The organism is Cytobacillus oceanisediminis, assembly GCF_022811925.1.
Lineage (GTDB): Bacteria > Bacillota > Bacilli > Bacillales > Cytobacillaceae > Cytobacillus > Cytobacillus oceanisediminis_D.
In genome coordinates, this window is sequence record NZ_CP065511.1 from 5,005,297 (window position 1) to 5,027,553 (window position 22,257).

Sequence of the window (22,257 nt, forward strand, 5' to 3'; positions counted from 1 at the left end):
TTTCTCTTATATTACTTTCTTGCCTTTTGAATTGCTTTCTTTCACTTTCTCCTCCCAAAAATCAGCACCTTTAATGCCAAGTTTAACAGGATCGAAGACTGGTTCAATGCCTGCTTTCTTCTGTTCTTCATAATCTTTAAACACTTTTAAGGCTGTTTTAGTCAGGAATAGAATAGCGACTAAGTTAAGCCAGGCCATACTTCCGAAGCCAAAGTCTCCGAGCGCCCATAATAGGGATGCATTTTCGACACTTCCAAAGTAGATCATTCCTAAGAAAACAATCATTAAGCCTGCTTTAAGCCCTTTTAGATTTCTCTTTCTGCCAAGGTAAACGAGGGTTGTTTCAGAAATATAGTAGTAAGCCATTAGAGTTGTAAAGGCAAAGAAGAAGATAGCAATAGCAACAAACAAGCTGCCAAACCCAGGGATAACGCTTTCAACGGCAGCCTGTGTCCACATTGGTCCAGCTTCAACACCTTGGATGTTTTCAACAATCGGCTGCTTTCCTTCTGGTGTAACGCTGTACATGCCGGTAATTAGAATCATAAGTGCAGTAGCTGTACAAACAATGATGGTATCAATATAAACAGAGAATCCTTGAACAAGACCTTGTTTTGCCGGATGGGATACATCTGCTGCGGCTGAACTATAAGTTCCTTCCCCTACACCAGCAACGTTAGAGAATACCGCTCTCTTAACGCCCCATGCAATCGCTGCACCGATAATACCGCCAAACATTTCGTTTGCACCAAATGCACTTGAAATAATCAGCCAAAGCATTGCTGGAATTTCTGCTGCATTTGCAAATAAAAGAACGAAAGTGATAACCACATACCCTAAGGCCATGAAAGGGACAACCTTTTCCGCAACAGTAGCAATTCGCTTAACGCCGCCAAAAATAATGATGCCAAGTAATACAACCAGAATGATTCCAGTGATGCTTTTATTGAGACCAATTGTGTTTTCGAACCCAACAGCAATCGTATTGGCCTGAATACCTGGAACTAAAATTCCGTAGCAGATGGTAACAACAATCGCAACAAACACTGCGAACCATTTCATATTTAAACCTTTTTCAATAAAATAAGGAGTTCCGCCCCGGTATTGATTACCATCTTTTACTTTATAGACCTGAGCAAGAGTGGATTCAATAAAAGCACTTGCTCCTCCTAATAAAGCCATGATCCACATCCAGAAAACCGCTCCCGGACCGCCAAATGCAATCGCAGTAGCAACCCCAGCAATATTTCCAATACCGACCCGGCCGGCTAAAGCCATTGAAAACGCCTGGAAAGAGGACACACCCGACTCTGGGTTACCCTTTTCAAAAAGAAGTTTAATCATTTCCTTAAAATATCTAAATTGCACAAAACGTGTCATAATGGAAAAGAACAATCCAGCACCAAGCGCGAACGCTACCAACCCAAGACTCCAAACCATACCCGACGCTTTATTCACTAATTCTTCCATCTTATGCCCCCTATTCAAACTTTAATTTGTTAGTTCCGTCTCTTTTTTAATTTATAATATTAATAATTTTCAGACATATAAGTGTGTAAAATGGGACAATGGAACAAAACGCTGTCCCACTCCCATCCAATTACACAGGATTGATTGTTCAATTCTTCCTTATAATTACTCAACATGCTTAATGTTAACAAATACACTTTTCACTTCCGTATAGTTTTGCAGGCCATATTCTCCACCCATTTCGCGGCCAATTCCTGATTGTTTGTAGCCACCGAAAGGCATAGTTTCCCATTCAAGACCAAAATCATTAATCCAGACTGTACCTGATTGCAGCTTGCTTGCAATGTAATGACCCTTTTTCATACTTTCTGTCCAGACACTTGCAGCTAAACCATAGTCACTATCGTTCGCCCGTTTAATGACCTCATCAATCGTATCGAAAACGAAAATGGACATGACTGGACCAAAGATTTCTTCACGTGCAATAACCATATGATCTTGTACATCAGCAAAAATGGTTGGCTGTACAAAGTATCCTTTTTCAAATCCTTTTTCGCCGCCTGCCATGATTCGCGCCCCTTCTTTCTTCCCTTGTTCAATATAATTAAGAACAGTTTGATGCTGTTTCGCTGAAACAAGTGGGCCCATTTCCGTTTCGGGGTTCATTCCATCACCTAGCTTCATTGCTTCCGCCCGTTCTGCTAAGGCTTTTACTACATGATCATATATGTTTCTCTGTACAAATACACGTGTACAGGCACTGCAGTTTTGCCCATGATTGTACATCGTTCCGTTAAATACCCCTTCAATTGCTTCCTCAAGATTAGCATCTTCTAAAACAATGGCTGGCGATTTTCCGCCAAGTTCCAGCGTAACACCTTTAATTTGATCTGCAGCTTTTTTCATTACTTCTTTTCCGACAGCAGTTGATCCTGTGAAGGCTATCTTATCGACATCTTTATGTGCAGTAATTGCTTCTCCCGCAATCCTGCCCGTTCCAGGCACAATATTCACAACACCATCTGGAAACCCAGCTTCTTTGAATAGCTTTCCTGCGTAAAGAAGAGATAATGGTGTTTCAGTTGCCGGTTTAATCACAACCGTACAGCCGACTGCAAGTGCAGCTCCGAGCTTCCAGGCAGCCATGGCAAGCGGGAAGTTCCATGGAATAATTTGGCCTACAACCCCAACCGGCTCATGTACAGTATAGGTTACATAATTCTTTGAAACCTGAGTTGTTTTACCAAATATTTTTGTGGCCCATCCGGCGTAATATCTAAAATGCTGGATTGTTCCGTCGATATCATCTGCCAAAGCGATCTTGTAGGGCTTTCCGTTATCCAATGATTCCAGTTGTGCAAGTTCCTCTCGATTTTCTTCTAAGAGATCGGAAAATTTATAGATTAGATGAGAGCGTTCAGCGGCATCCATTTTTGTCCATTCGCCTTCATCAAATGCCTTTCTTGCAGCAGCTACCGCAGCGTTAATATCTTCCTCTTGCGCTTCACTTACTTCTGCAATGACCTCTTCGTTTGCAGGATTAACGACGGGAAACGTTTTACCACTAATCGCCGGTTCATAGTTACCGTTAATGTATAATCCTTTCACACCTTCCAAGAATTCTTGAACTTTTGGTTTCAAATTGTAATTTGTCGCTTGCATGTTCTCACTCCCTCAATATTTTAGTTTTTTACTGTTTCTAAACTTGCAAGCAGGTCTTTTAGCTTTTGATCTTCCTCAGATGATAGACCTAAACGAGGGTAACGGGCAGGTCCGCCAGCCTGGCCAGTTAATTCCATGGCTCTCTTCACAATTTGCACATACTTTCCAGATCCTTCAAGGAACGCGCACAGTGGTAAAATACGATCATTGATGGACCAAGCTTCTTCAAACTCACCGTTTTGAAAATGGGTATACATGTCTGTAACTAGCTTTGGCACGATATTTCCTGCAACAGAAATCCACCCAGTTGCTCCAACTAAGTAAGACTCCATTACAAGCTCTTCAGCACCGCAGAATACTTCAAAGTCTCCTTTTCCTTTTCTTGCAAGATCTCTTACCTTGCCAATTTCACCGCTTGATTCCTTAATGTGAGTCACATTTTCACAATCCTTGCCAATCTGAAGCATTAAATCTGCGCTCATATTAACACCAGAAGTAAATGGGTTGTTATAAAGCATGATTGGAAGATTAACAGAGCTGGATACTTCTTTGAAATGATGGTAGATTTCATTTTCCTTTGGCTTCATGTAATAAGGGTTAATGATTAGAGCACCATCCGCTCCGTGTACTTCAGCTTGCTTTGTATACTCGATTGTTTCCCTTGTTGTTTCAGCAGCAGTACCCACAATAACAGGGATGCGGCCGCCTGCTTCCTTCATGACAGTTTCTACCATCTGGTATTTTTCTTCTCTTGATAGACTGACAAATTCACCAGTACTCCCATTGATGACGATACCTGCCACACCTTGATCCACAAAGTAATTAACATTATTCTTTACTCCGCCCCAATCAATTTCTTGCTCCTGTGTCATTGGTGTAATTAATACTGGATAAGCTCCTCTAATTGTAGTCATTTTAATTTTCCTCCCTATATTTAATAGTTTTTTATTTTAATAAAAACCCTGCGAATAATGGATCTGTCGGGTCTAATACATATGTCTGCATACCCGTAATAAATCCGCGGGCTGAAAAACTAAACTCGTAACCGGCTTCAAATTGTGCTGAAAGCTCGGCTGTCAATTTGCCGTTGAAAATGCTTTCATTTTCAATTGGGCCATTAACAGATATATCACCATTTTCTATTAAATAGCTGCAACAGGCAGCTAGAGTTCCAAATCCCGGAGAACGCACAATATAACGATCCGGACGGAAGGTTACCGTTTTGATTTTGCCTACACTTTTTTGCGAATGATCCATCAAGATCACTCTGCTGAAAGCATGGTTGCCTTCTAAGGCTTCAATCACCTTTTGCCCCCATTGATTAATGACTGGAAGGTCCTCCATCTCAATCTCAAAAGGCAGCTCTGCTTTATCAAAAATCGCATAAAGATGATCGGCTTGGACTAGAGATACTTCTGTCTTTAAATCTAAATAAGATACTGGCACATTGGTTTGCACAACCTGGCATGGCTCGCTTTTTAATTTAACTAATTTCACTTCATCATCTTTCATAGTTGCAGCAACACCAATAACACCGCTGATTGTTTCAATTCTGTATTCATTTGAGGACTTGGCCTTTAATTGGCCACACTCTAACAATGCGGTTATGACAGCAACGATTCCGCCATATTGCATCGGAACGGTTCCGTTATGATCGAAAAAAATAACAGCTGCATCGGCTTCGCTTTTAAAAGGTGGAACGACCAAACAACCCATCAGTCCAGCAAATCCGCGGGGCTCATTTAAAAGAAATTTAATTTCCTCCTCATAAGCAAGCGAAAATTGCTCATTTAGCTCCTGTATACTTTTATAATGAATAAGTGGTCCATCCTTAATAATGCGATATGCCTCACCTGCTACGTGTACATCAGTTGCTGTGTAAGACTTTTGAATTTTCATTTCACATCCTCCATTTCATGTTCCATTGGGGGAATAAGTAAGAAGCCTTCTTTAAGCGGGTCTTCCTCGTTATAAAAGAACCGGTGCATTCCCATTAGCCATGCTGAACCAATGATTCTTGTAATAACGGCCTCTACACCCTGAACATCTGTTGATTCAAGGACTTCTCCGCGGAATAAAGAGCCAACAATACTCTCATGTACAAATTCTTCTTTGATACCTATCTCCTTTTTGGAATAGAGGACAGATAATTTAGCCGAAGTACCTGTACCGCATGGTGAACGATCAATCCCGCCTGGAGGGACAATAACCGTATTTTTCACATCTGCTTCTTCATGGGTTGGCTCAGTGAAAAACTCAATATGGGTCAAACCGCGAATAAATGGATATTGCGGATGAACGACATCCGTTTTTTCGTTAATTGTATTTCTGATTTTGATAGCCTTTTCAATGATTTTTGAGGCATTCTCCGGTGTCAGTTCTAATCCAACTGATTGGGCATCAATGATTCCATAGAAGTTGCCCCCATAAGCAATATCTGCATCGACGATTCCAATTCCCTCAACATCAACAGAGACACTCTTTAACAGGAAGGCAGGGACATTACAGAAGGAAACCTCTTTTGCTTTTCCGTGCTCTACCTTAATCTCTGCCTTAACAAGGCCGGCTGGTGTATCAATTTTTATCGAAGTAACTGGCTCTTGAACAGGGATTAGCCCCGCTTCAACTAATGCTGTACAAACACCGATTGTGTCATGGCCACACATCGGCAAATAGCCGCCGGTTTCGATATATATAACACCGATATCAGCTTCCGGATGACATGGATCTGTCAAAAGTACTCCTGACATTACGTCATGTCCTCTTGGTTCATTCATTAGCAGCTTACGAATCCAGTCATATTCCTTTTGCATATGAAGCATTTTTTCGGACATTGTCGCTCCTTTTAGCTCTGGGAGTCCACTAATCAATGTCCTTGTCGGATTTCCGCCCGTGTGTGTATCAATGGTTGTAAAAACTCGATTTGCTTTCATCAGGTCCTCACCCTTTCCTTAAATCGAGAAAATCTCAGCGGTTCAATTGGGATGCAAGTTTCCTTTTCATTAAGCATTTCCTCTATCACTTTTCCAGTAACAGCGGCAAGGCTAATTCCGTCTCCCTCATGACCGGCTGCAATATAATAGTTTGGAATTCCCTCTACTTCTGACACAATTGGCAAATGATCCTCCGTCCAGGGCCGTAAACCAGCATAGGAACGTATAACCATCATGTCAGCCATTTTCGGATAAAATCTAATGGCCCGATTGGCAATGCATTTAATAATTTCATTGTTGATCTTTGTATTAAACCCAACAAATTCACGGCTGCTTCCAATCAGGAAGTTTTGACTTTCAGTTGGTTCAAAGACAAGGGCTACTCCATATTTTTCAGTTATCGGATCCACTTGCCGCTTGCCGCCAAATTTTGAGATTAAGTAGCCAAATTCCATCACTTTTCTTGGCCCTACAAAGTCCTGTCGTGATGCGACAATGATGTGGCCTTTTCTTGGTTTAATTGGAATAGACAAGTCCAGCATCTCACCGATATATGGAGCCCATACACCTGCAGCATTAATGACATAGTTCGCGGTGAAAGTTCCATTGGATGTTTCAACGGCAAAAGTACCGTCCGTCTTCCTGCTCATCCCAGTAACTTCAGTTTGTTTATGGGCTTTAGCGCCCATCTCCTTTGCCCCCTTAAGAAGGTTAAAGGCAAGAAGATATGGATTAACTGTTGAATCTGTCGCACACTCTAAGCCGCCTAATAAATCATCAGCAAAATATTTGGAATCCTGGCGAATGTCCTGTCTGTCCAGCATCCTGAACGGCAAGCCGGCCTCCCTCTGACGGTCAACCCACTTTTGTGCGGCTTCCATTTCTTCTTCCGTCTCGCAGACAAGGATGCTTCCAGGAGCGCGATATTCAAAAGGCTGTTTCAATTCTCTGCTTAATTCATCTACTAATTTCTGACTGACAAGTGACATTTGACTATCGAAGCCAGGATCTTTATCAATAGCTAAAATATTTCCGTCACAGCGGGATGAAGTGCCACTGACAAATTCACCTTTTTCAATAACTGTTACATTTCTTCCAGATTTAGAAGTATAATAGGCAATTGCACAGCCTATGATTCCCCCGCCTATAACCAAAACGTCACAATGATAACTCACAAAACCAACTTCCCTTCGTCTTGTTACATAATTTTATTAATGCAAATAACATGCCAACTTTTATAAACTTGCGTAAAAATAACAATCTCCTAATTAATTTTGCAGTTAATCAAAATATACGTTTTTCATTTTGTTCGCAATTGTCAAAAAATTTGTTAAAATGTTGTATAAAATATTAAACAGTGTATAAAAAATTTTACATATCAGGAGGCTGTCATGTTTGAATTACCGTCAGTCAAAGAAATAATTGAAAATAATTTCATCTGTCTAAACACAGACAATGAAAGCGCTTTAGTTAGTGTTTGTTTAGATGATTCCTTTGCTGCATTAGCTGATGCCTGCAAGCGCTATGTAACCGTTGCCGTTGTAAATTCAAGCGGTCAAGTACTCGGCTGCATCACAAATGAACAAATCATTGATTTTTTGCATGATTCCTACAATCAATTAAAGGCTTTCTATGAAGCTGTCATCAAAACATCGGACGCTTCAGTCACAGTGATTGATGCTGATGAACGTGTCCGCACATGGACAGAGGGAGCTGAAAAAATTTTCTCTGTCAAAAAAGATGAGATTGTAGGCAAACCAATAATAGAATTCTTTGAACATCAGAATCTGCAAATCTTAGAATCCTTGTACAAAGGAAAAAGAATCCGGGGAAAGCATCACCAGCCAAGATCTGATCTATTCGTCCTAATAAATTCAAACCCTGTTTACTTTAATGGACGCATTATCGGGGCAGTTGTATCGGAAACTGATGTGACAAGCCAGGTTGTTCTTAATGAAAAATTATTTAATATGTCGACTGAGGTTCACCGTTTAGAACAGGAGATGGCGAAATACAGACCTTCTGATCCCTTTAGATACATTAAAGGGAAAAGCGCTGTGATGGAAAAGACAGTGCAAATGGCGAAAAAGGTGTGCTCTGTCCGATCAACTGTATTGATCTTAGGAGAAAGCGGAGTCGGCAAGGAAGTCTTTGCCAAATCCATTCATGAGGCAACTGAAGGACCTGAAGCACCATTTATATCAATTAACTGTGGTGCTATTCCAGCTTCATTATTTGAAAGCGAATTATTTGGGTATGAACGCGGTGCCTTTTCCGGTGCAGACCATAGAGGAAAAAAGGGAAAAATTGAGCTTGCTAAAGGGGGCACTCTTTTTCTGGATGAAATTGGCGAAATGCCTTTAGAAATGCAGGTCAAGATGCTTCGTGTACTTCAAGAAAGAAAATATTACAAGGTTGGCGGTGAAAAAGAAATTGAGGCTAATTTCCGGGTAATTGCTGCAACAAATAGGGATTTAAAAGAATTAATAAAAGAAGGCCAATTTCGGGAGGATTTATATTATCGGCTAAATGTTGTCAGTTTAAAAATTCCTCCTTTAAAAGAACGCTGTGAAGATATCGTTGAACTAATTCATTACTTTTTAAATGATTTTTCACTGCGCTATCAGCGGCCGATCCATCATTTTTCACAGGAAGTTATGCAAGAGATGCTTCAATATGATTGGCCGGGCAATGTTCGGGAGCTGCGTAATGTCGTTGAACGTCTGGTTGTTTTTGCAACAGATGGAGTCATTCGAAAAGAATATTTGCCATTTCACTCAGTAATGAGCTATTCAGCTGCAGCTGATACGGACCTTCAGGAAAACAACATAGAAATGAAAACGGTCATTGTGCCACTTCAGGAGGAAATGGATCAGCACGAAAAGAAGGTGCTCGAAAAAGCATTGGCATTAACCCATGGGAACAAATTAGAATGCTCGAAAAAACTGGGAATCACCCGAGCGACCCTTTACAATCGTCTAAAACGTCTTGGCTTAAGCTGATTTAAAATACAGGATTCAAAGTTGGTACGATTTTTGCATTATATTTTTACATATAACTGAAGAGGAGGATTTCCAAATGAATAACAATGAAGCACTTGTGATATGTCGTTGTGAAGAGGTTACCTATGGGCAGGTTTTCGCAACAGCAAAAGAACATCAATGTACATCCCGGGAACTAAAGCTTAGAACAAGGGCTGGAATGGGTTTTTGTGGAGGACGCACATGCAGAGTCATGGTCGATCGGATTATTGAAAGTATCGTACCTAATACAGGAGAAGGTGAAATCCCATTAAAATATCAGCCTCCAATTCGCCCTGTAACTTTTGGAACGGTAGGTGATAATAATGACTAGAATTATAGATCATCCGGTTTTAGGAAAATTAGATGATAGAAAAAAGATTACATTCACATTTGATGGAAAAGAATATGAAGCACATGAAAATGAAACAATCGCGGCAGCTCTGCTGGCAAACGGTGTGAGAACACTGCGTGTTCATGAGGAAAGTGGAACACCAAGAGGGTTTTATTGCAATATCGGCCACTGTATGGAATGCCGTGTAAATGTTAATGGGCAGGCCAATATAAGAGCTTGTTTAACTGTGGTGAAGGAAAATATGGTTGTTGAAAGAGGAAAACATCATCCTAATATAGTTAAAAGGATGGTGGAAAATCAATGATAGATGTAATCGTAATTGGAGCTGGACCAGCAGGTTTAGCTGGTGCCATAACCTGTGCTGAATATGGCTTAAAAGTAACCGTCATTGATGAATTTGTTAGGCCAGGCGGAAGATTAATCGGCCAATTGCACCAGGAACCGTCTGGAGAATGGTGGAATGGAATAAAAGAATCAACTCGTCTGCACAACGAAGCACAGAAACTATCAGTAGATATCCGTTGCGGCGTTTCTGTATATAACCTTGAAAAAGATAAGCATTGCTGGAAAGTTCATACTAATATAGGAACACTGATAGCTCCTTATGTGCTGGTAGCAACTGGTGCAGCTGAGTTCCCAATTCCTGTGCAAGGCTGGACTCTTCCAGGTGTTATGTCCATCGGGGCTGCACAGGTCATGACTAATGTTCATCGTGTCGAGGTTGGCAAAAAAGGCATAATCATTGGTGCTAACATTCTAGCATTTGCGATTTTAAACGAGCTCCAATTAGCCGGAATTAATGTGGACCATATTGTGCTGCCAGAAAAGAGTCCGCTTAGCCAAAATGCGGGAGAACCAGAGGAAGTCTTGAAATCACTTCTAAATGCGGCCCATCTTGCCCCGTCACCAATCTTGCGTTTCGGCAGCCGCTTTATGAAAAATAGAGGATTCCGCAAATTAGGAATGAAATTTTACCCTAAAAGCGGCGTTAAGGTGAATGGAACACCATTGCAGCTTAGAAAAGCAGCACTTGAAATTCTTGGAAAGGATCAGGTGGAAGGCGTCCTCACTGCAGAAATTGATGCGAATGGGAACGTGATCAAAGGTACGGAAAAAATTTACGAAGCAGATTTCGTTTGTATCGCAGGTGGCTTGTATCCGTTAGCAGAGCTTACAGCAGTTGCCGGCTGCCCATTCCAATACGTTCCAGAACTTGGGGGACATGTTCCGCATCATTCTGAAAAAATGGAAACTCCGCTCGAAGGATTATTTGTTGCCGGGAATATCACTGGCATCGAAAGCGGGAAAATCGCTATGGCACAAGGAACAACAGCTGGCATTTCGATTGCTAAACACGCCGGAAAAGGCAGCACTGACATTAACAAGAAGCTTGAACAGGCATTGAAAAACGTTCATACTGTCCGTCAAAACGCTGCCATCCAATTCAACCCTGAAATTGCAAACGGCCGGAGGAAAATTTATGAGCTTTGGGACGATCTTTATGGGAAAGAACAGGATTCTTTACAGGAGTTAGGATAAAATGATAATGCTCCACAAGCAAATTTTCGTAAAAAAACCGCCCTCCCTATTCGGAGGCCGGTTCGCTTTTCTTGTCATTCCGTTTATTCAGTACTTTCAAAACTTCATTAAAAGGCAGTTCCTGCTCACGTAGGAGCACCATCAAATGATAAATCAGGTCGGCCGCTTCCCACTTCAGTTCGTCCTTATCACGGTTTTTCGCAGCGATGATGACTTCTGCGGATTCTTCGCCGACCTTCTTCAGGATTTTATCCACGCCTTTTTCAAAAAGATACGTCGTGTATGCTCCTTCAGGGCGTGTTTTTTCGCGTTCTTCAATGACCTTTTCAAGTGTATAAAGGATTTCGTAGTCAGACAAACTCCCTGACTCTTCCCCGTATACTCTATCCTCAAAGCAGCTGACTGTTCCCGTATGGCAGGCAGGTCCAGTTGGTTCAACCAGAACCACAATGGCATCCTGATCACAATCTACTTTCATTTCTATGATCTTCTGCGTGTTTCCGCTTGTTGCCCCTTTGTGCCAGAGCTCATTGCGGGAACGGCTGAAAAACCAGGTCTCTCCTGTTTCCGATGATTTTAAAAGGGATTCCCGATTCATATAAGCTAACGTTAAAACTTCTTTTGTGTTCGCATCTTGCACTACTGCAGGGATCAGTCCCTTTTCATCGAACTTTACACTCTCAATATTCATCGGACAACCACCCCTTTTTCCTTAATATAAGATTTCACTTCTGCAACAGACGTTTCTTTATAGTGAAAAATTGATGCAGCCAATGCAGCATCCGCTTTTCCATCGATAAATGCTTCAGCAAAATGATCAGCATTTCCGGCACCGCCTGAAGCAATAACCGGAATCGAAACCGCCTCGCTGACTGCTTTTGTCAGATTGATATCGAAGCCTTTTTTCTCTCCGTCAGAGTCCATGCTAGTAAGTAAAATTTCTCCAGCCCCGCGCTCCGCCGCTTCACGCGCCCATGCTATGACCTCAAGATCAGTCGGTGTCCGTCCGCCATGTGTGTACACGCGCCAGGAACCAAGCTCTTCATCGTATTTGGCATCAATCGCAACAACGATGCACTGTGATCCGAAGAAATTTGCCCCTTCTGTAATTAAATCAGGATTGTTTACGGCAGCTGTATTAAGAGAAACCTTATCAGCCCCTGCTCGCAAAATTCGTTTCATATCTTCCAGCGCGTTAATCCCGCCGCCGACTGTAAATGGAATGGCCAGCTCAGACGCAACAGCCTTAACAACCTCAACCATCGTTTTCCGTCCTTCATGTGAAGCGGAGATATCGAGGAAGACCAGCTCGTCAGCTCCCTGCCCATCATAAAAGCGGGCAAGCTCAACCGGGTCTCCGGCATCACGCAGCTGCACGAATTGCACCCCTTTTACCACACGGCCGTCTTTTACATCCAGACAGGGAACAATACGTTTCGTCAGCATGATTCCATCACCTCTTTCAGCGCTTCCGCTACGGTAAACCGGCCTTCATAAATGGCCTTTCCGACGATGGCGCCAGCAACACCTTCAGAAGCATGCTCCCTGAGCTTCGCCAAATCAGCCAGCTGGCTGACACCGCCAGATGCAATAACACTTTTCCCGGTTTCCCCTGCAAGCAGACGAACCGCTTCTATATTTGGCCCCGATAGCATTCCGTCTGTTGCGATATCTGTAAAAATAAATGTTTCCGCACCTGCGTCGGCAAATCGCCTGCCTAAGTCAACTGCCTTCACTTCAGACGTCTCCAGCCAGCCATGTGTAGCCACATAGCCATTCTTCGCATCAAGTCCTACCGCTATGGCTTTGCCGTATTTGCGGATCATTTCAATAGCAAACTCAGGATTGGAGACGGCGATGCTTCCAATGATTACGCGTCTTACGCCATTATCCAGGTAATGCAGGATGTCTTCTTCCGTACGGATTCCTCCGCCGATCTGGACGGAGACGCCAAGTTCGCGGGCAGCCTGGATGACATACTGATCATTAACCCGCATCCCATCCTTTGCCCCGTCAAGGTCTACCATATGAATCCAGTCTGCTCCTTCATTAGCAAACTTTTTGGCCATATCAAATGGAGAGTCGCCATACACCGTTTCCTTATCGTAATCCCCCTGCAGCAGCCGGACGCATTTGCCGCCTCTCATATCGATTGCCGGATAGATCGTAAAACTCATTTCACAGACATCCTTTCTTCAACCAGCTCGGTAAAATTGCGTAAAAGCGCCATGCCGAGCGAACTGCTTTTTTCAGGGTGGAACTGCATGCCGAACACATTGCCCCTTCCGACAACCGCCGGCACTTCTACGTCATACATACTTCTGCTGATAACTACTTCTCTATCATCTGTATCTGCAAAGTAAGAGTGGACGAAATAGACATAATCTTCATCAAGCCCTTTTAAAATCGGCGAATCCTGCAAGAATTCAAGACGGTTCCAGCCCATATGCGGAACTTTGTAGGTTTCGCCTTCTGCTGTTACACCGGGAAAACGCCTCACATGTCCAGGGAGAAGCTGCAGGCCTTCCGTCATCCCATTCTCTTCGCTATCATCAAATAGCAGCTGCATGCCAAGGCAAATACCTAGGAGAGGCTTGCCTGTATCAGTAAACTCCTTTACCAGATCTGCCAGGCCTGTAGAATTTAAGATGGCCATGGCGTCTTTGAAAGAGCCTACACCCGGCAGAATCAAGGCGTCTGCTCCCAGAAGCTCGTCTTTATTTTCAGAAAGGAAATAAGGAACCTCCAACCGTTCAAGCGCTTTACTGACGCTGAACAAATTCCCCATTCCGTAATCGATGATGCCGATCATTTACAACATCCCTTTCGTTGATGGAACACCCTTAATCCTTGGGTCAATCGTTGTTGCCTCATCAAGTGCACGAGCGAGTGCTTTGAAAATGGCTTCGATAATGTGGTGTGTATTCTGTCCATAGTGAACGATGACATGCAGGTTCATTCTCGCTTCAAGTGCAAGTTTCCAAAGAAACTCATGAACAAGCTCGGTATCAAATGTACCGACTTTTTGGCTTGGGAACTCGGCACGCATCTCAAGGTGAGGGCGGTTGCTGAGGTCAACTACAACTTGAGCCAATGCTTCGTCCATCGGAACAAAAGCATTTCCATAGCGCTTGATGCCTTTTTTATCTCCTAAAGCATCTTTAAGTACTTGGCCAAGGCAGATGCCAATGTCCTCTGTTGTGTGGTGGTCATCCACATCCGTATCGCCATTTGCGACGATGTTCAAGTCGAATTGTCCGTGCTTGGCGAACAGGTCAAGCATATGGGTCATAAAAGGCACACCTGTTTCCAGATCGCTTTTGCCTTCGCCGTCTATATTTAAAGAAAGAGTGATATTCGTTTCATTGGTTTTACGTGAAATTTCTGCAGTTCTGGCCATGATTATTCCTCCAGCTTATTTTCTTAGTCTTGTTTCAATGGATCTGGCATGGGCTTCAAGTCCTTCCAGACGCGCAAAGGCTGCAATTTTTTCGCCATTATCCTTTAATGCTTTTTCACTGTATAAAAGAATGCTTGATTTCTTTTGAAAATCTTCTACATTAAGCGGGCTTGAGAAACGGGCCGTTCCGTTTGTCGGCAGGACGTGGTTCGGGCCGGCAAAATAGTCACCGACCGGTTCAGGGCTAAATCTCCCGAGGAAGATTGCTCCGGCGTGACGAATCCGTCCGAGAAGCTCCATCGGATTCTCCGTTAAAATCTCCAGATGCTCAGGAGCCAGACTATCCACCGTTTCAATTGCTTCATCCATGTTTTCAGCCACATAGATAGCACCATAGTTTTCAATTGATTGAAAAGCAATTTCCCGCCTCGGCAGCTCAGCCAGCTGGCGGTCCACTTCGCTTGAGACCTGTTCTGCCAGAGCTGATGATGGTGTGACAAGGACTGCACTTGCCATCGGATCGTGTTCGGCCTGTGATAAAAGATCTGAAGCCACTTCATCGGCGTGTGCCGTATCATCTGCTAAAATGGCAATCTCACTGGGGCCTGCGATCATATCAATATTAACATCCCCGAAAACTTCACGCTTTGCAAGAGCGACAAAGATATTTCCGGGACCTGTAATTTTATCAACAGGAGCTATCGTTTCCGTTCCATATGCAAGAGCTGCAATTGCCTGGGCACCGCCCGCTTTATAGATTTCTTCTGCCCCTGCGATTTGGGCCGCAGCAAGGACCGCAGGAGGCAGCTTTCCAGTCTTTTTATCAGGAGGAGAGGTGATGACAATCCGTTTGACGCCCGCAACCTTTGCCGGGATCACATTCATAAGAACTGATGATGGATAGGCAGCCGTACCGCCTGGGACATACAGGCCGACTGAATCAAGCGGTGTGATCTTTTGGCCAAGCACTGTGCCGTTTTCTTCTGTTGTCATCCAGGAAGGACGCAGCTGCTTTTCATGAAAAGACCGGATGTTTTCAGCAGCTTCTTTAATGATCTCAAGGATTTTTCCATCCACTTGACTCAAAGCTTCTTCTACTTCAGCCTGCGATACCTTGAAATCATCCAGGGAGATGCCATCAAATTTTTCTGTGTAATCTTTTAATGCCCGATCTCCGTTTTGGCGGACTGATTCAATAATATCTTTTACAATCGCCCGCTGTTCTTCTGTTCCGTTATCAACAGACCGTTTAATTGAAATCTGGTCATTTACTTTTAAAATTTTCATAGACCTCTACATCCTTTATCGCATATTAACGGGCAGTAATATCCCTACCTCATATTTTCAATCAAGACCTAATTAGAATCAGGTAGGGATAAACTGCCCATAAAGGCCCGATTGGTTCAACTAACCATCAGTGGAAGAACACCACTGATGGAAGTTTCACTTTAAGAACGAATTTCTTCACCAGCTATTACTTCCGTGAGACGTCCAACGAGTTCACTTATGCGTTCATCCTTCATGCGGTAGCTGACAGGATTGACAATCAATCTTGAAGTGATGCCGACAATGGTTTCGTATTCAACGAGTCCGTTCTCTTTAAGCGTTCGGCCGGTTGATACGATATCTACGATCCGGTCCGCTAGCCCGATCATAGGCGCAAGCTCTATAGATCCGTTCAATTTAATAATCTCCACTTGCTCCCCCTGCTCGCGGAAATACGCTGCCGCAATCTGCGGATACTTTGTAGCAATTTTAGGAGCTACATCATTCAGCCTGGTATTTGGCAGTCCTGCAACCGCGAGATAGCAGGAACTGATTTTTAAATCAAGAAGCTCGTAAACATCTCGCTCTTCTTCAAGCATTACGTCCTTCCCGGCAATACCAAGGTCTGCTACACCATGCTCTACATAGGTTGGCACATCCATCGGCTTTGCAAGGATAAAGCGGAAATTCTCTTCCGGTACATCTATAATCAATTTACGTGAATCATCAAATTCCGGCGGCAATTGAAAGCCTGCCTGGCGGAGCAATTCAGCCGCTTCTTCAAAAATGCGGCCCTTTGGCATCGCAATCGTTAAAACCTCACTCATTTTATGCTCTCCTTTCCAGCTTTTCCGACTAAAAAGGTAATATCCTCATATTGGCTGGTGCAGGCATCGATGTCCTTGACACCGCTAATATCCTGCAGAACCACTTTCTTTCCGGCAGAACGTTCTTCCTTCGCAACATCGAATGCCTCTTTGCGGCGTTCGGGACTGTATAAAACGCAGTACACAGGTTCAGCTGCATTGCTGTCTTCCAGAGCCTCAAGCAGGCGGTCCATTCTGATGGCAAAGCCGGTTGCTCCCGTATCTTTTCCGAACTTTTGGAGCAGCAGATCATAGCGGCCTCCATTTCCGATCGGGAAACCAACATTTCCTGCATATACTTCAAAAAGAATTCCCGTGTAGTAGCTCATATGGCTGACGAGCGTTAAATCAAATTTAACTGTGCCTTCCTGGCCGTAGTCCTGCATAATGCCCCAAAGCTGTTCGAGCTCTGCTAATGCTTTTTTTCCTGTGCCGTTTTCCAGAAGGCCATAAGCAATCTCAATGACTTCTTCCCCGCCTCTTAATTTAAGGAAATCGAGAAGCCTTTGTTTATCAATGGATGAAAGAGCCAGGCTCTTTACATGTTCCCTGTACCCGACATAATTTTTTTCATATAAAAATCTTGTCAGGTTTTCAACTCTTTCTTCCGTTCCTAAAATCTGCTGGAAGAAGTCACGGACAAAACCGATATGACCAGCTGAAAGCTGGAAGTTCTGAAGTCCTGCTTCTTTTAAAGCAGAGATCATCAGCGCCATTCCTTCGCCATCCGCACTGATCGTATGGTCGCCTATGCATTCAACACCGATTTGCTCAAACTCAGCTGGCCTGCCCCCCTCCCGCTGCTGGGCGCGGTATACATTGGCAGAATATGCAAGCCTGATAGGCAGCTCATCTTTTAAAAGACGGGATGCAGCCACCCTTGCGATCGGCGCTGTCATATCCGGACGCAGCACGAGGGTATGGCCCTGCTGATCAAGGAGCTTAAACAGCTGCTGATCAAGTATTGCTGATGCAGCTCCAACTGTTTCGTAATATTCGAGTGCAGGCGTTTCGATAAACTGATAGCCCCAGCGTTTCATTTCCCCCTGGATGGATGACCGGACTGCTGCCTTTCTTTCGTATAAATCGGGTAATGTATCTCTCATGCCTAATGGCTTTTCAAACATAAATAATCGGCTCAAAAGTATTCACCTCTATGACTTAAAAATTCCGAATCCTTTAGTTCGCTAATATGGTAGCAAATTGAAGTTATATGTAGTTTAACGCGCAAACTCCATGCCGTCAACCAAAAGGAGCAGAAAAATAAAAAAGACTCCCTTTTTTAAAAAAGGAGCTTTCTCATAGTTTGTACTTTTTTGGAAAGGTTATTTAAGTTAAAGACTTACATCTAAAAATATCTAGCATCTTTTGTATTTTATCTTTCATCCTTCTCCATTTTTCTATCATGAAATGATTATTACCCAGCATGTTTCGAAAAATATCTTAAATCTCAATTATAGAAAAAACCCCGCAAGCCTAAGCAAGCGGAGTTTTGTCTTTATTAACACCATATATTGGATCATCCGCCCAGCGAGCGGCAAGTTCTTCCCTTGTATAGATGACACGCATCGGGTTGCCGCCAACAAAAGCTCCAGACGGGACATCTTTATGAACAAGCGTTCCAGCTGAAACAATCGCACCATCTCCGATCGTGACGCCTGGAAGAATGGTTGAATTGGCGCCAATCATGACTTCGCTGCCAATTTCAACCCTGCCAAGGCGATATTCCTTAATCAGATATTCATGGGCGAGGATCGTCGTGTTGTATCCGATGACCGTGTTGCGGCCGACACTTATTTTTTCCGGGAACATGACATCCAGCATAACCATGAGTGCGAATGATGTCTGATCCCCCACCTTCATACTCAGGAAATTACGATAGAGCCAATTTTTCATGCCCAGAAATGGCGTGTAGCGCGCAAGCTGGATCACAATAAAGTTTTTGACCACCTTCAAGAACGGGACCGTTTTATACACATGCCAGAGAGAATTGCCTCCCTCTACCGGAAAACGCTCCGTTTTTCTCATTGGTTTTCTGCCTCAAGAATATCGAGCAGGTCAGCCATATTGTCCAGCATATAATCCGGTTCAAAGCGCGCGAGGAAATCACGGCCTTTCGCTGTCCAGGCAACACCAGCCGTTTTCGTGCCGGCATTTTTTCCGCCATCGATATCGTGCGAATTATCACCGACCATAATTGCTTCTTCCGGCTTTGCATCCAGCAGGGTCAATGCCTTCAAGATTGGTTCCGGATCGGGCTTAGGCTTATCCACGTGGTCGAGCGTGACAACCACGTCGAAAAACTGGTCAAGATTTGTCAGCTTTAAGCCCTTTTCAACTACATTGGAAACTTTCGTCGTAACAATGCCCAGTTTATATCCCGATTCTTTTAAAGTCCGAACCGTTTCAAATACTCCAGCAAATTCCTTCACAAGCACGTCGTGGTTCTTAATATTGTACTCCCGGTAAACCGAGATCATCTCCTCCACTTTTTCCGGGTTGATGGACTCGAATGTTTCATGCAGGGTTGGCCCCATGAACGGGAGAACATCTTCCCGCTGATAGCGGTCAGGATAATATTTTCCCAGCGTATGCAAAAACGAGGAAATAATCAATTCGTTTGTGTCGATCAATGTTCCATCTAAGTCAAATAATAGTGTGTTAATGCTCATATGTTGCTTCCTTTCTTTTTGCCATATCAGCACGGTTCCAGATCGCTGCCACTGCCAATGTCAGGATAATTGCCACACCCAGGCGGATCAGCAGAAGCGGTAATACCGGAATGCCAAGCGGCACAAAAATCAACGTATCTTCAACGACTGCGTGGCAGGCAACGAGGAAAATAAATGCGATCGTTACATCTTTTTTGCTGACGCCATCTTCCTCTACAGCCTGGATCATGACGCCCGCCCCATAGGCAAGGCCAATCAGCAAGCCGGCTGCAAGGGTTGTAGATGTATTTTCTTTCATTCCAAGTGCCCTGGTCACAGGCGCCATCCATTTTGAAAAAACAGCAAGCCATTGCTTATCTTTTAAGATTTGAATAATAATCATCAGCGGAATGACGATGATGGCAAGCTGGAGAATACCTAGCAAAGCAGTCTGCAGTGCATCCAGCAGGATTGGCAATGCCCCGGATGCCTGCTCTTCTTTTGCCGGAATGAATCCGTACTTAGCAGTTTCGGATCCTCCCTGCCAAACAAGGTTGATGACAATCGCGCTTAAAAGCGCCAGGCCGATGCGAACTGCAAGGACGACCCAAAGCTTAACGCCGACCTTCAATGCCACTCCCGTTTCAATCAGCATATTATGTGAAAAAGACAGCATGACAGCAATAATAAATACTTCTTTTACCGAGAGATCGAGCGTTAAAATGGCTCCAATCCCTGCATACAAATTTAAGAAGTTCCCCAATACAAGCGGTATGGCTGCATCTCCTGACAGCCCAATCAGATTCATAAGGGGCGTGATCAGCCTGATAACCCATGGAAGCACTGGCGTATGCTGCAGCAGTGCCACAATAAGCGTGACCGGGAATATGACTTTCCCGAGTGTCCATGTTGTCTTTAAGCCGGCCATCAGCCCCCGTTTGCAAGATTCAACCAGCATCTCTACTCTCCCCTGTCCGTTATTTCCCCTCGGCTTTATCCAAATAACGAGCTTTGGCAAGACCCTCTGCTCTTCTATAGAAAATCAGGACTAGCGCTCCAATAATAAGAACGATAGATATCGTCTGAGCAACCCTTAAATTCTCAGTAAGCATCAGGCTGTCTGTCCGCAGGCCTTCTACGAAGAAACGGCCGATCGAATACCAGATTACATACGTGAGGAAAAGTTCCCCGCGCCTTAAGTTTGCTCTTCTTAATAATATAAGGATGATAAATCCAATGATATTCCAAATCGATTCATATAAAAACGTCGGATGATAATAGGCTCCGTTAATATACATCTGGTCAATGATAAATTCAGGCAGATGCATATTTTCCAGGAAAGCCCGGCTGACTTCCCTGCCATGAGCTTCCTGGTTCATGAAGTTGCCCCAGCGCCCGATTGCCTGCCCCAAAATGATGCTTGGCGCTGCAATATCGGCAAGCTTCCAGAACGATATCTTCTTTTTCTTTGCAAAAACATAAGCTGTGATGACAGAACCAATCAAGGCTCCATGAATGGCAATTCCGCCATTCCAAATTTTGATGATTTCTCCCGGATTCTGCGAGTAAAAATCCCATTGAAAAATAACGTAATAGATTCTTGCGGAAATAATCGCAATGGGAATAGCCCACAGCATTAAATCGGCAAAGATATCTTTAGGGAGTCCCCTTCTCTCCCCTTCTCTCATCGCGATAATGAGAGCCAGTGCAATGCCTACACCGATAATCAGGCCATACCAGTGGACCTGAATCGGCCCAAGGGAAATGGCAATCGGATCTAACGGCTGAATATTGTTTTCCATGATCACTTCTCCTTCTCTAGAAAAGCGCAAGCCCCGTTAAGTTAGTTTTTTGCAACAGGCGCTATAGCCAGACATTTATCTAATATTCTTCTATTTTAAGCTATGAGTGAGGTTTATCAGCCTTCAATCAAACGTTTGATTGAAAATGTTTTGCCCTCTTTAACGATCATCATGGTCTCCGTCCTCAATCACATCCGACAGGCGGTTCGTGAACTGTTCCGCTGCATTCATCCCCATTCTCTTTAAGCGGAAGTTCATTGCAGCCACTTCAATGATGACAGCCAGGTTTCGTCCGGGTCTTACCGGAATGGTCAGCTTTGTAACTTCTGTATCGATGATTTTCATCTTTTCTTCATCAAGGCCAAGACGGTCGTACTGCTTTTTCGGATCCCACAGCTCCAAATTCATGACCACAGAGATTTTTTTATAGCTGCGGACTGCTCCAGCACCAAACAGGGTCATGACATTGATGATGCCGAGGCCGCGGATTTCAAGCAGATGTTCGATCAATTCCGGTGAGTTTCCTACCAGATAATCTTCATCTTCCTGCCTGATCTCTACGCAGTCATCCGCAACAAGGCGGTGTCCCCGCTTTACAAGCTCGAGCGCCGTCTCACTCTTACCTACTCCGCTTTTTCCTGTTATCAGTACCCCTACCCCATAAATATCGACAAGGACACCATGTACGGCCGTGGTTGGAGCAAGCTTGCTTTCCAAAAAGTTGGTCAGCAAACTGGAAAAACGGGTCGTTTTTTGCTTGGAGCGAAGCAGCGGAACCGATTCTCTCTCTGCCGCTTCAATCAGTTCGTCAGGTATATCAAGCCCTCTCGTGACGATTATGCCGGGAGTAATATCAGTACAGAGCCGTTCAAGCCGGATCTCCCGCTCGGAATTATTTAATTTTTCAACGAAAGACAGCTCGGTCTTTCCGATCAATTGAATGCGTTCAGCCGGATAATAATCAAAATAACCAGCCATCTCCAGACCCGGACGGGAAATATCACTCGTCGTAATCGGCCGGTTAATGCCTTCCTCTCCGGCAATCAATTCGAGCCCAAATTTTTCTATAATATCTTTTGTGCGCACTTTTACCAAAATAGGTTCCTCCTTTAATGCTGGCACTTCTGGATGCTCTCTTTATATGTAACTTTTTAATTCTTTAAATTCCACTGAGAAGTTTCACTCTATTTTAGCACTTTTTAACGCAGAACCAAATTTCTGAAAACGATTTTTACAAAATTAACACTAGGCCCATATGCTTAATCCTTTTCGATAGGGACAATTTTCCGGATG

At 43.7% G+C, this 22,257-nt stretch carries 23 protein-coding genes; 4 read left to right on the forward strand and 19 right to left on the reverse strand.

Translation table 11 applies throughout. The features are described from left to right. Positions 1-6: 6 nt before the first annotated feature. From IRB79_RS25270 to IRB79_RS25295, 6 genes are all read right to left on the reverse strand, one after another. A complete protein-coding gene (locus IRB79_RS25270) occupies positions 7-1,470 on the reverse strand; it encodes an alanine/glycine:cation symporter family protein (protein WP_243505888.1) in 1,464 nt (487 codons plus the stop codon). A 165-nt stretch (positions 1,471-1,635) separates the two neighbouring features. Beyond that, positions 1,636-3,132, reverse strand: coding sequence for an aldehyde dehydrogenase family protein (locus IRB79_RS25275; RefSeq protein WP_243505889.1), 1,497 nt, complete (start codon positions 3,130-3,132; stop codon positions 1,636-1,638). A gap of 20 nt (positions 3,133-3,152) precedes the next feature. Beyond that, positions 3,153-4,046, reverse strand: a complete 894-nt coding sequence (gene dapA, locus IRB79_RS25280; RefSeq protein ID WP_243505890.1) for a 4-hydroxy-tetrahydrodipicolinate synthase — start codon at positions 4,044-4,046, stop codon at positions 3,153-3,155. Positions 4,047-4,077: 31 nt separating this feature from the next. Further along, a complete protein-coding gene (locus IRB79_RS25285) occupies positions 4,078-5,031 on the reverse strand; it encodes a proline racemase family protein (RefSeq protein ID WP_243505891.1) in 954 nt (317 codons plus the stop codon). Next, the gene (locus IRB79_RS25290; protein WP_243505892.1) at positions 5,028-6,065 is read right to left on the reverse strand and encodes a proline racemase family protein; all 1,038 of its coding nucleotides are present in this window, start codon (positions 6,063-6,065) and stop codon (positions 5,028-5,030) included. The genes IRB79_RS25285 and IRB79_RS25290 overlap by 4 nt, the downstream gene beginning before the upstream one ends. Further along, positions 6,065-7,240: an NAD(P)/FAD-dependent oxidoreductase gene (locus IRB79_RS25295; RefSeq protein WP_243505893.1), complete on the reverse strand. Its 1,176-nt coding sequence runs from the start codon at positions 7,238-7,240 to the stop codon at positions 6,065-6,067. Before IRB79_RS25295 ends, IRB79_RS25290 begins: the two co-directional genes overlap by 1 nt. Before the next feature lie 216 nt (positions 7,241-7,456). Here IRB79_RS25295 and IRB79_RS25300 point away from each other — a divergent pair, with 216 nt between their 5' ends. From IRB79_RS25300 to IRB79_RS25315, 4 genes are all read left to right on the forward strand, one after another. Then, the gene (locus IRB79_RS25300; protein ID WP_243505894.1) at positions 7,457-9,067 is read left to right on the forward strand and encodes a sigma-54 interaction domain-containing protein; all 1,611 of its coding nucleotides are present in this window, start codon (positions 7,457-7,459) and stop codon (positions 9,065-9,067) included. Positions 9,068-9,143: 76 nt separating this feature from the next. Continuing rightward, positions 9,144-9,419, forward strand: coding sequence for a (2Fe-2S)-binding protein (locus IRB79_RS25305; RefSeq protein WP_221879541.1), 276 nt, complete (start codon positions 9,144-9,146; stop codon positions 9,417-9,419). Then, complete coding sequence (locus IRB79_RS25310) at positions 9,412-9,744, forward strand: (2Fe-2S)-binding protein (RefSeq protein ID WP_221879542.1); 333 nt, start codon at positions 9,412-9,414, stop codon at positions 9,742-9,744. The genes IRB79_RS25305 and IRB79_RS25310 overlap by 8 nt, the downstream gene beginning before the upstream one ends. Further along, complete coding sequence (locus tag IRB79_RS25315) at positions 9,741-10,979, forward strand: NAD(P)/FAD-dependent oxidoreductase (protein WP_243505895.1); 1,239 nt, start codon at positions 9,741-9,743, stop codon at positions 10,977-10,979. Before IRB79_RS25310 ends, IRB79_RS25315 begins: the two co-directional genes overlap by 4 nt. 46 nt (positions 10,980-11,025) lie before the next feature. On the opposite strand, the gene hisIE is transcribed toward IRB79_RS25315, so the two are convergent. From hisIE to hprK, 13 genes are all read right to left on the reverse strand, one after another. Next, complete coding sequence (gene hisIE / locus IRB79_RS25320; RefSeq protein WP_243505896.1) at positions 11,026-11,670, reverse strand: bifunctional phosphoribosyl-AMP cyclohydrolase/phosphoribosyl-ATP diphosphatase HisIE; 645 nt, start codon at positions 11,668-11,670, stop codon at positions 11,026-11,028. After that, positions 11,667-12,425, reverse strand: coding sequence for an imidazole glycerol phosphate synthase subunit HisF (gene hisF, locus IRB79_RS25325; protein ID WP_243505897.1), 759 nt, complete (start codon positions 12,423-12,425; stop codon positions 11,667-11,669). The genes hisIE and hisF overlap by 4 nt, the downstream gene beginning before the upstream one ends. Continuing rightward, the gene (gene hisA / locus IRB79_RS25330) at positions 12,419-13,156 is read right to left on the reverse strand and encodes a 1-(5-phosphoribosyl)-5-[(5-phosphoribosylamino)methylideneamino]imidazole-4-carboxamide isomerase (protein WP_243505898.1); all 738 of its coding nucleotides are present in this window, start codon (positions 13,154-13,156) and stop codon (positions 12,419-12,421) included. Before hisA ends, hisF begins: the two co-directional genes overlap by 7 nt. Beyond that, entirely contained in the window at positions 13,153-13,791 is a 639-nt protein-coding gene (gene hisH / locus IRB79_RS25335; protein WP_243505899.1) for an imidazole glycerol phosphate synthase subunit HisH, read from the reverse strand. Before hisH ends, hisA begins: the two co-directional genes overlap by 4 nt. Next, complete coding sequence (gene hisB, locus IRB79_RS25340) at positions 13,792-14,379, reverse strand: imidazoleglycerol-phosphate dehydratase HisB (RefSeq protein WP_035329278.1); 588 nt, start codon at positions 14,377-14,379, stop codon at positions 13,792-13,794. A gap of 15 nt (positions 14,380-14,394) precedes the next feature. Next, positions 14,395-15,666 carry a histidinol dehydrogenase gene (hisD, locus tag IRB79_RS25345; protein WP_243505900.1) on the reverse strand — a complete coding sequence of 424 codons (1,272 nt, stop codon included), beginning with the start codon at positions 15,664-15,666 and terminating at the stop codon, positions 14,395-14,397. 161 nt (positions 15,667-15,827) lie between these two features. Continuing rightward, a complete protein-coding gene (gene hisG / locus IRB79_RS25350) occupies positions 15,828-16,472 on the reverse strand; it encodes an ATP phosphoribosyltransferase (protein WP_243505901.1) in 645 nt (214 codons plus the stop codon). Beyond that, positions 16,469-17,653, reverse strand: coding sequence for an ATP phosphoribosyltransferase regulatory subunit (locus tag IRB79_RS25355; RefSeq protein ID WP_243505902.1), 1,185 nt, complete (start codon positions 17,651-17,653; stop codon positions 16,469-16,471). Before IRB79_RS25355 ends, hisG begins: the two co-directional genes overlap by 4 nt. A gap of 334 nt (positions 17,654-17,987) precedes the next feature. Then, a complete protein-coding gene (locus IRB79_RS25360; protein WP_243505903.1) occupies positions 17,988-18,539 on the reverse strand; it encodes an acyltransferase in 552 nt (183 codons plus the stop codon). Then, on the reverse strand, positions 18,536-19,183 hold the full coding sequence (gene ppaX, locus IRB79_RS25365) for a pyrophosphatase PpaX (RefSeq protein ID WP_243505904.1): 648 nt from the start codon (positions 19,181-19,183) through the stop codon (positions 18,536-18,538). The genes IRB79_RS25360 and ppaX overlap by 4 nt, the downstream gene beginning before the upstream one ends. Further along, positions 19,173-20,120, reverse strand: coding sequence for a nucleoside recognition domain-containing protein (locus IRB79_RS25370; RefSeq protein WP_243505905.1), 948 nt, complete (start codon positions 20,118-20,120; stop codon positions 19,173-19,175). The genes ppaX and IRB79_RS25370 overlap by 11 nt, the downstream gene beginning before the upstream one ends. 19 nt (positions 20,121-20,139) lie before the next feature. Beyond that, the gene (gene lgt / locus IRB79_RS25375; protein ID WP_243505906.1) at positions 20,140-20,964 is read right to left on the reverse strand and encodes a prolipoprotein diacylglyceryl transferase; all 825 of its coding nucleotides are present in this window, start codon (positions 20,962-20,964) and stop codon (positions 20,140-20,142) included. Positions 20,965-21,123: 159 nt separating this feature from the next. After that, complete coding sequence (gene hprK / locus IRB79_RS25380; protein ID WP_243505907.1) at positions 21,124-22,059, reverse strand: HPr(Ser) kinase/phosphatase; 936 nt, start codon at positions 22,057-22,059, stop codon at positions 21,124-21,126. Between the last annotated feature and the right edge of the window lie 198 nt (positions 22,060-22,257).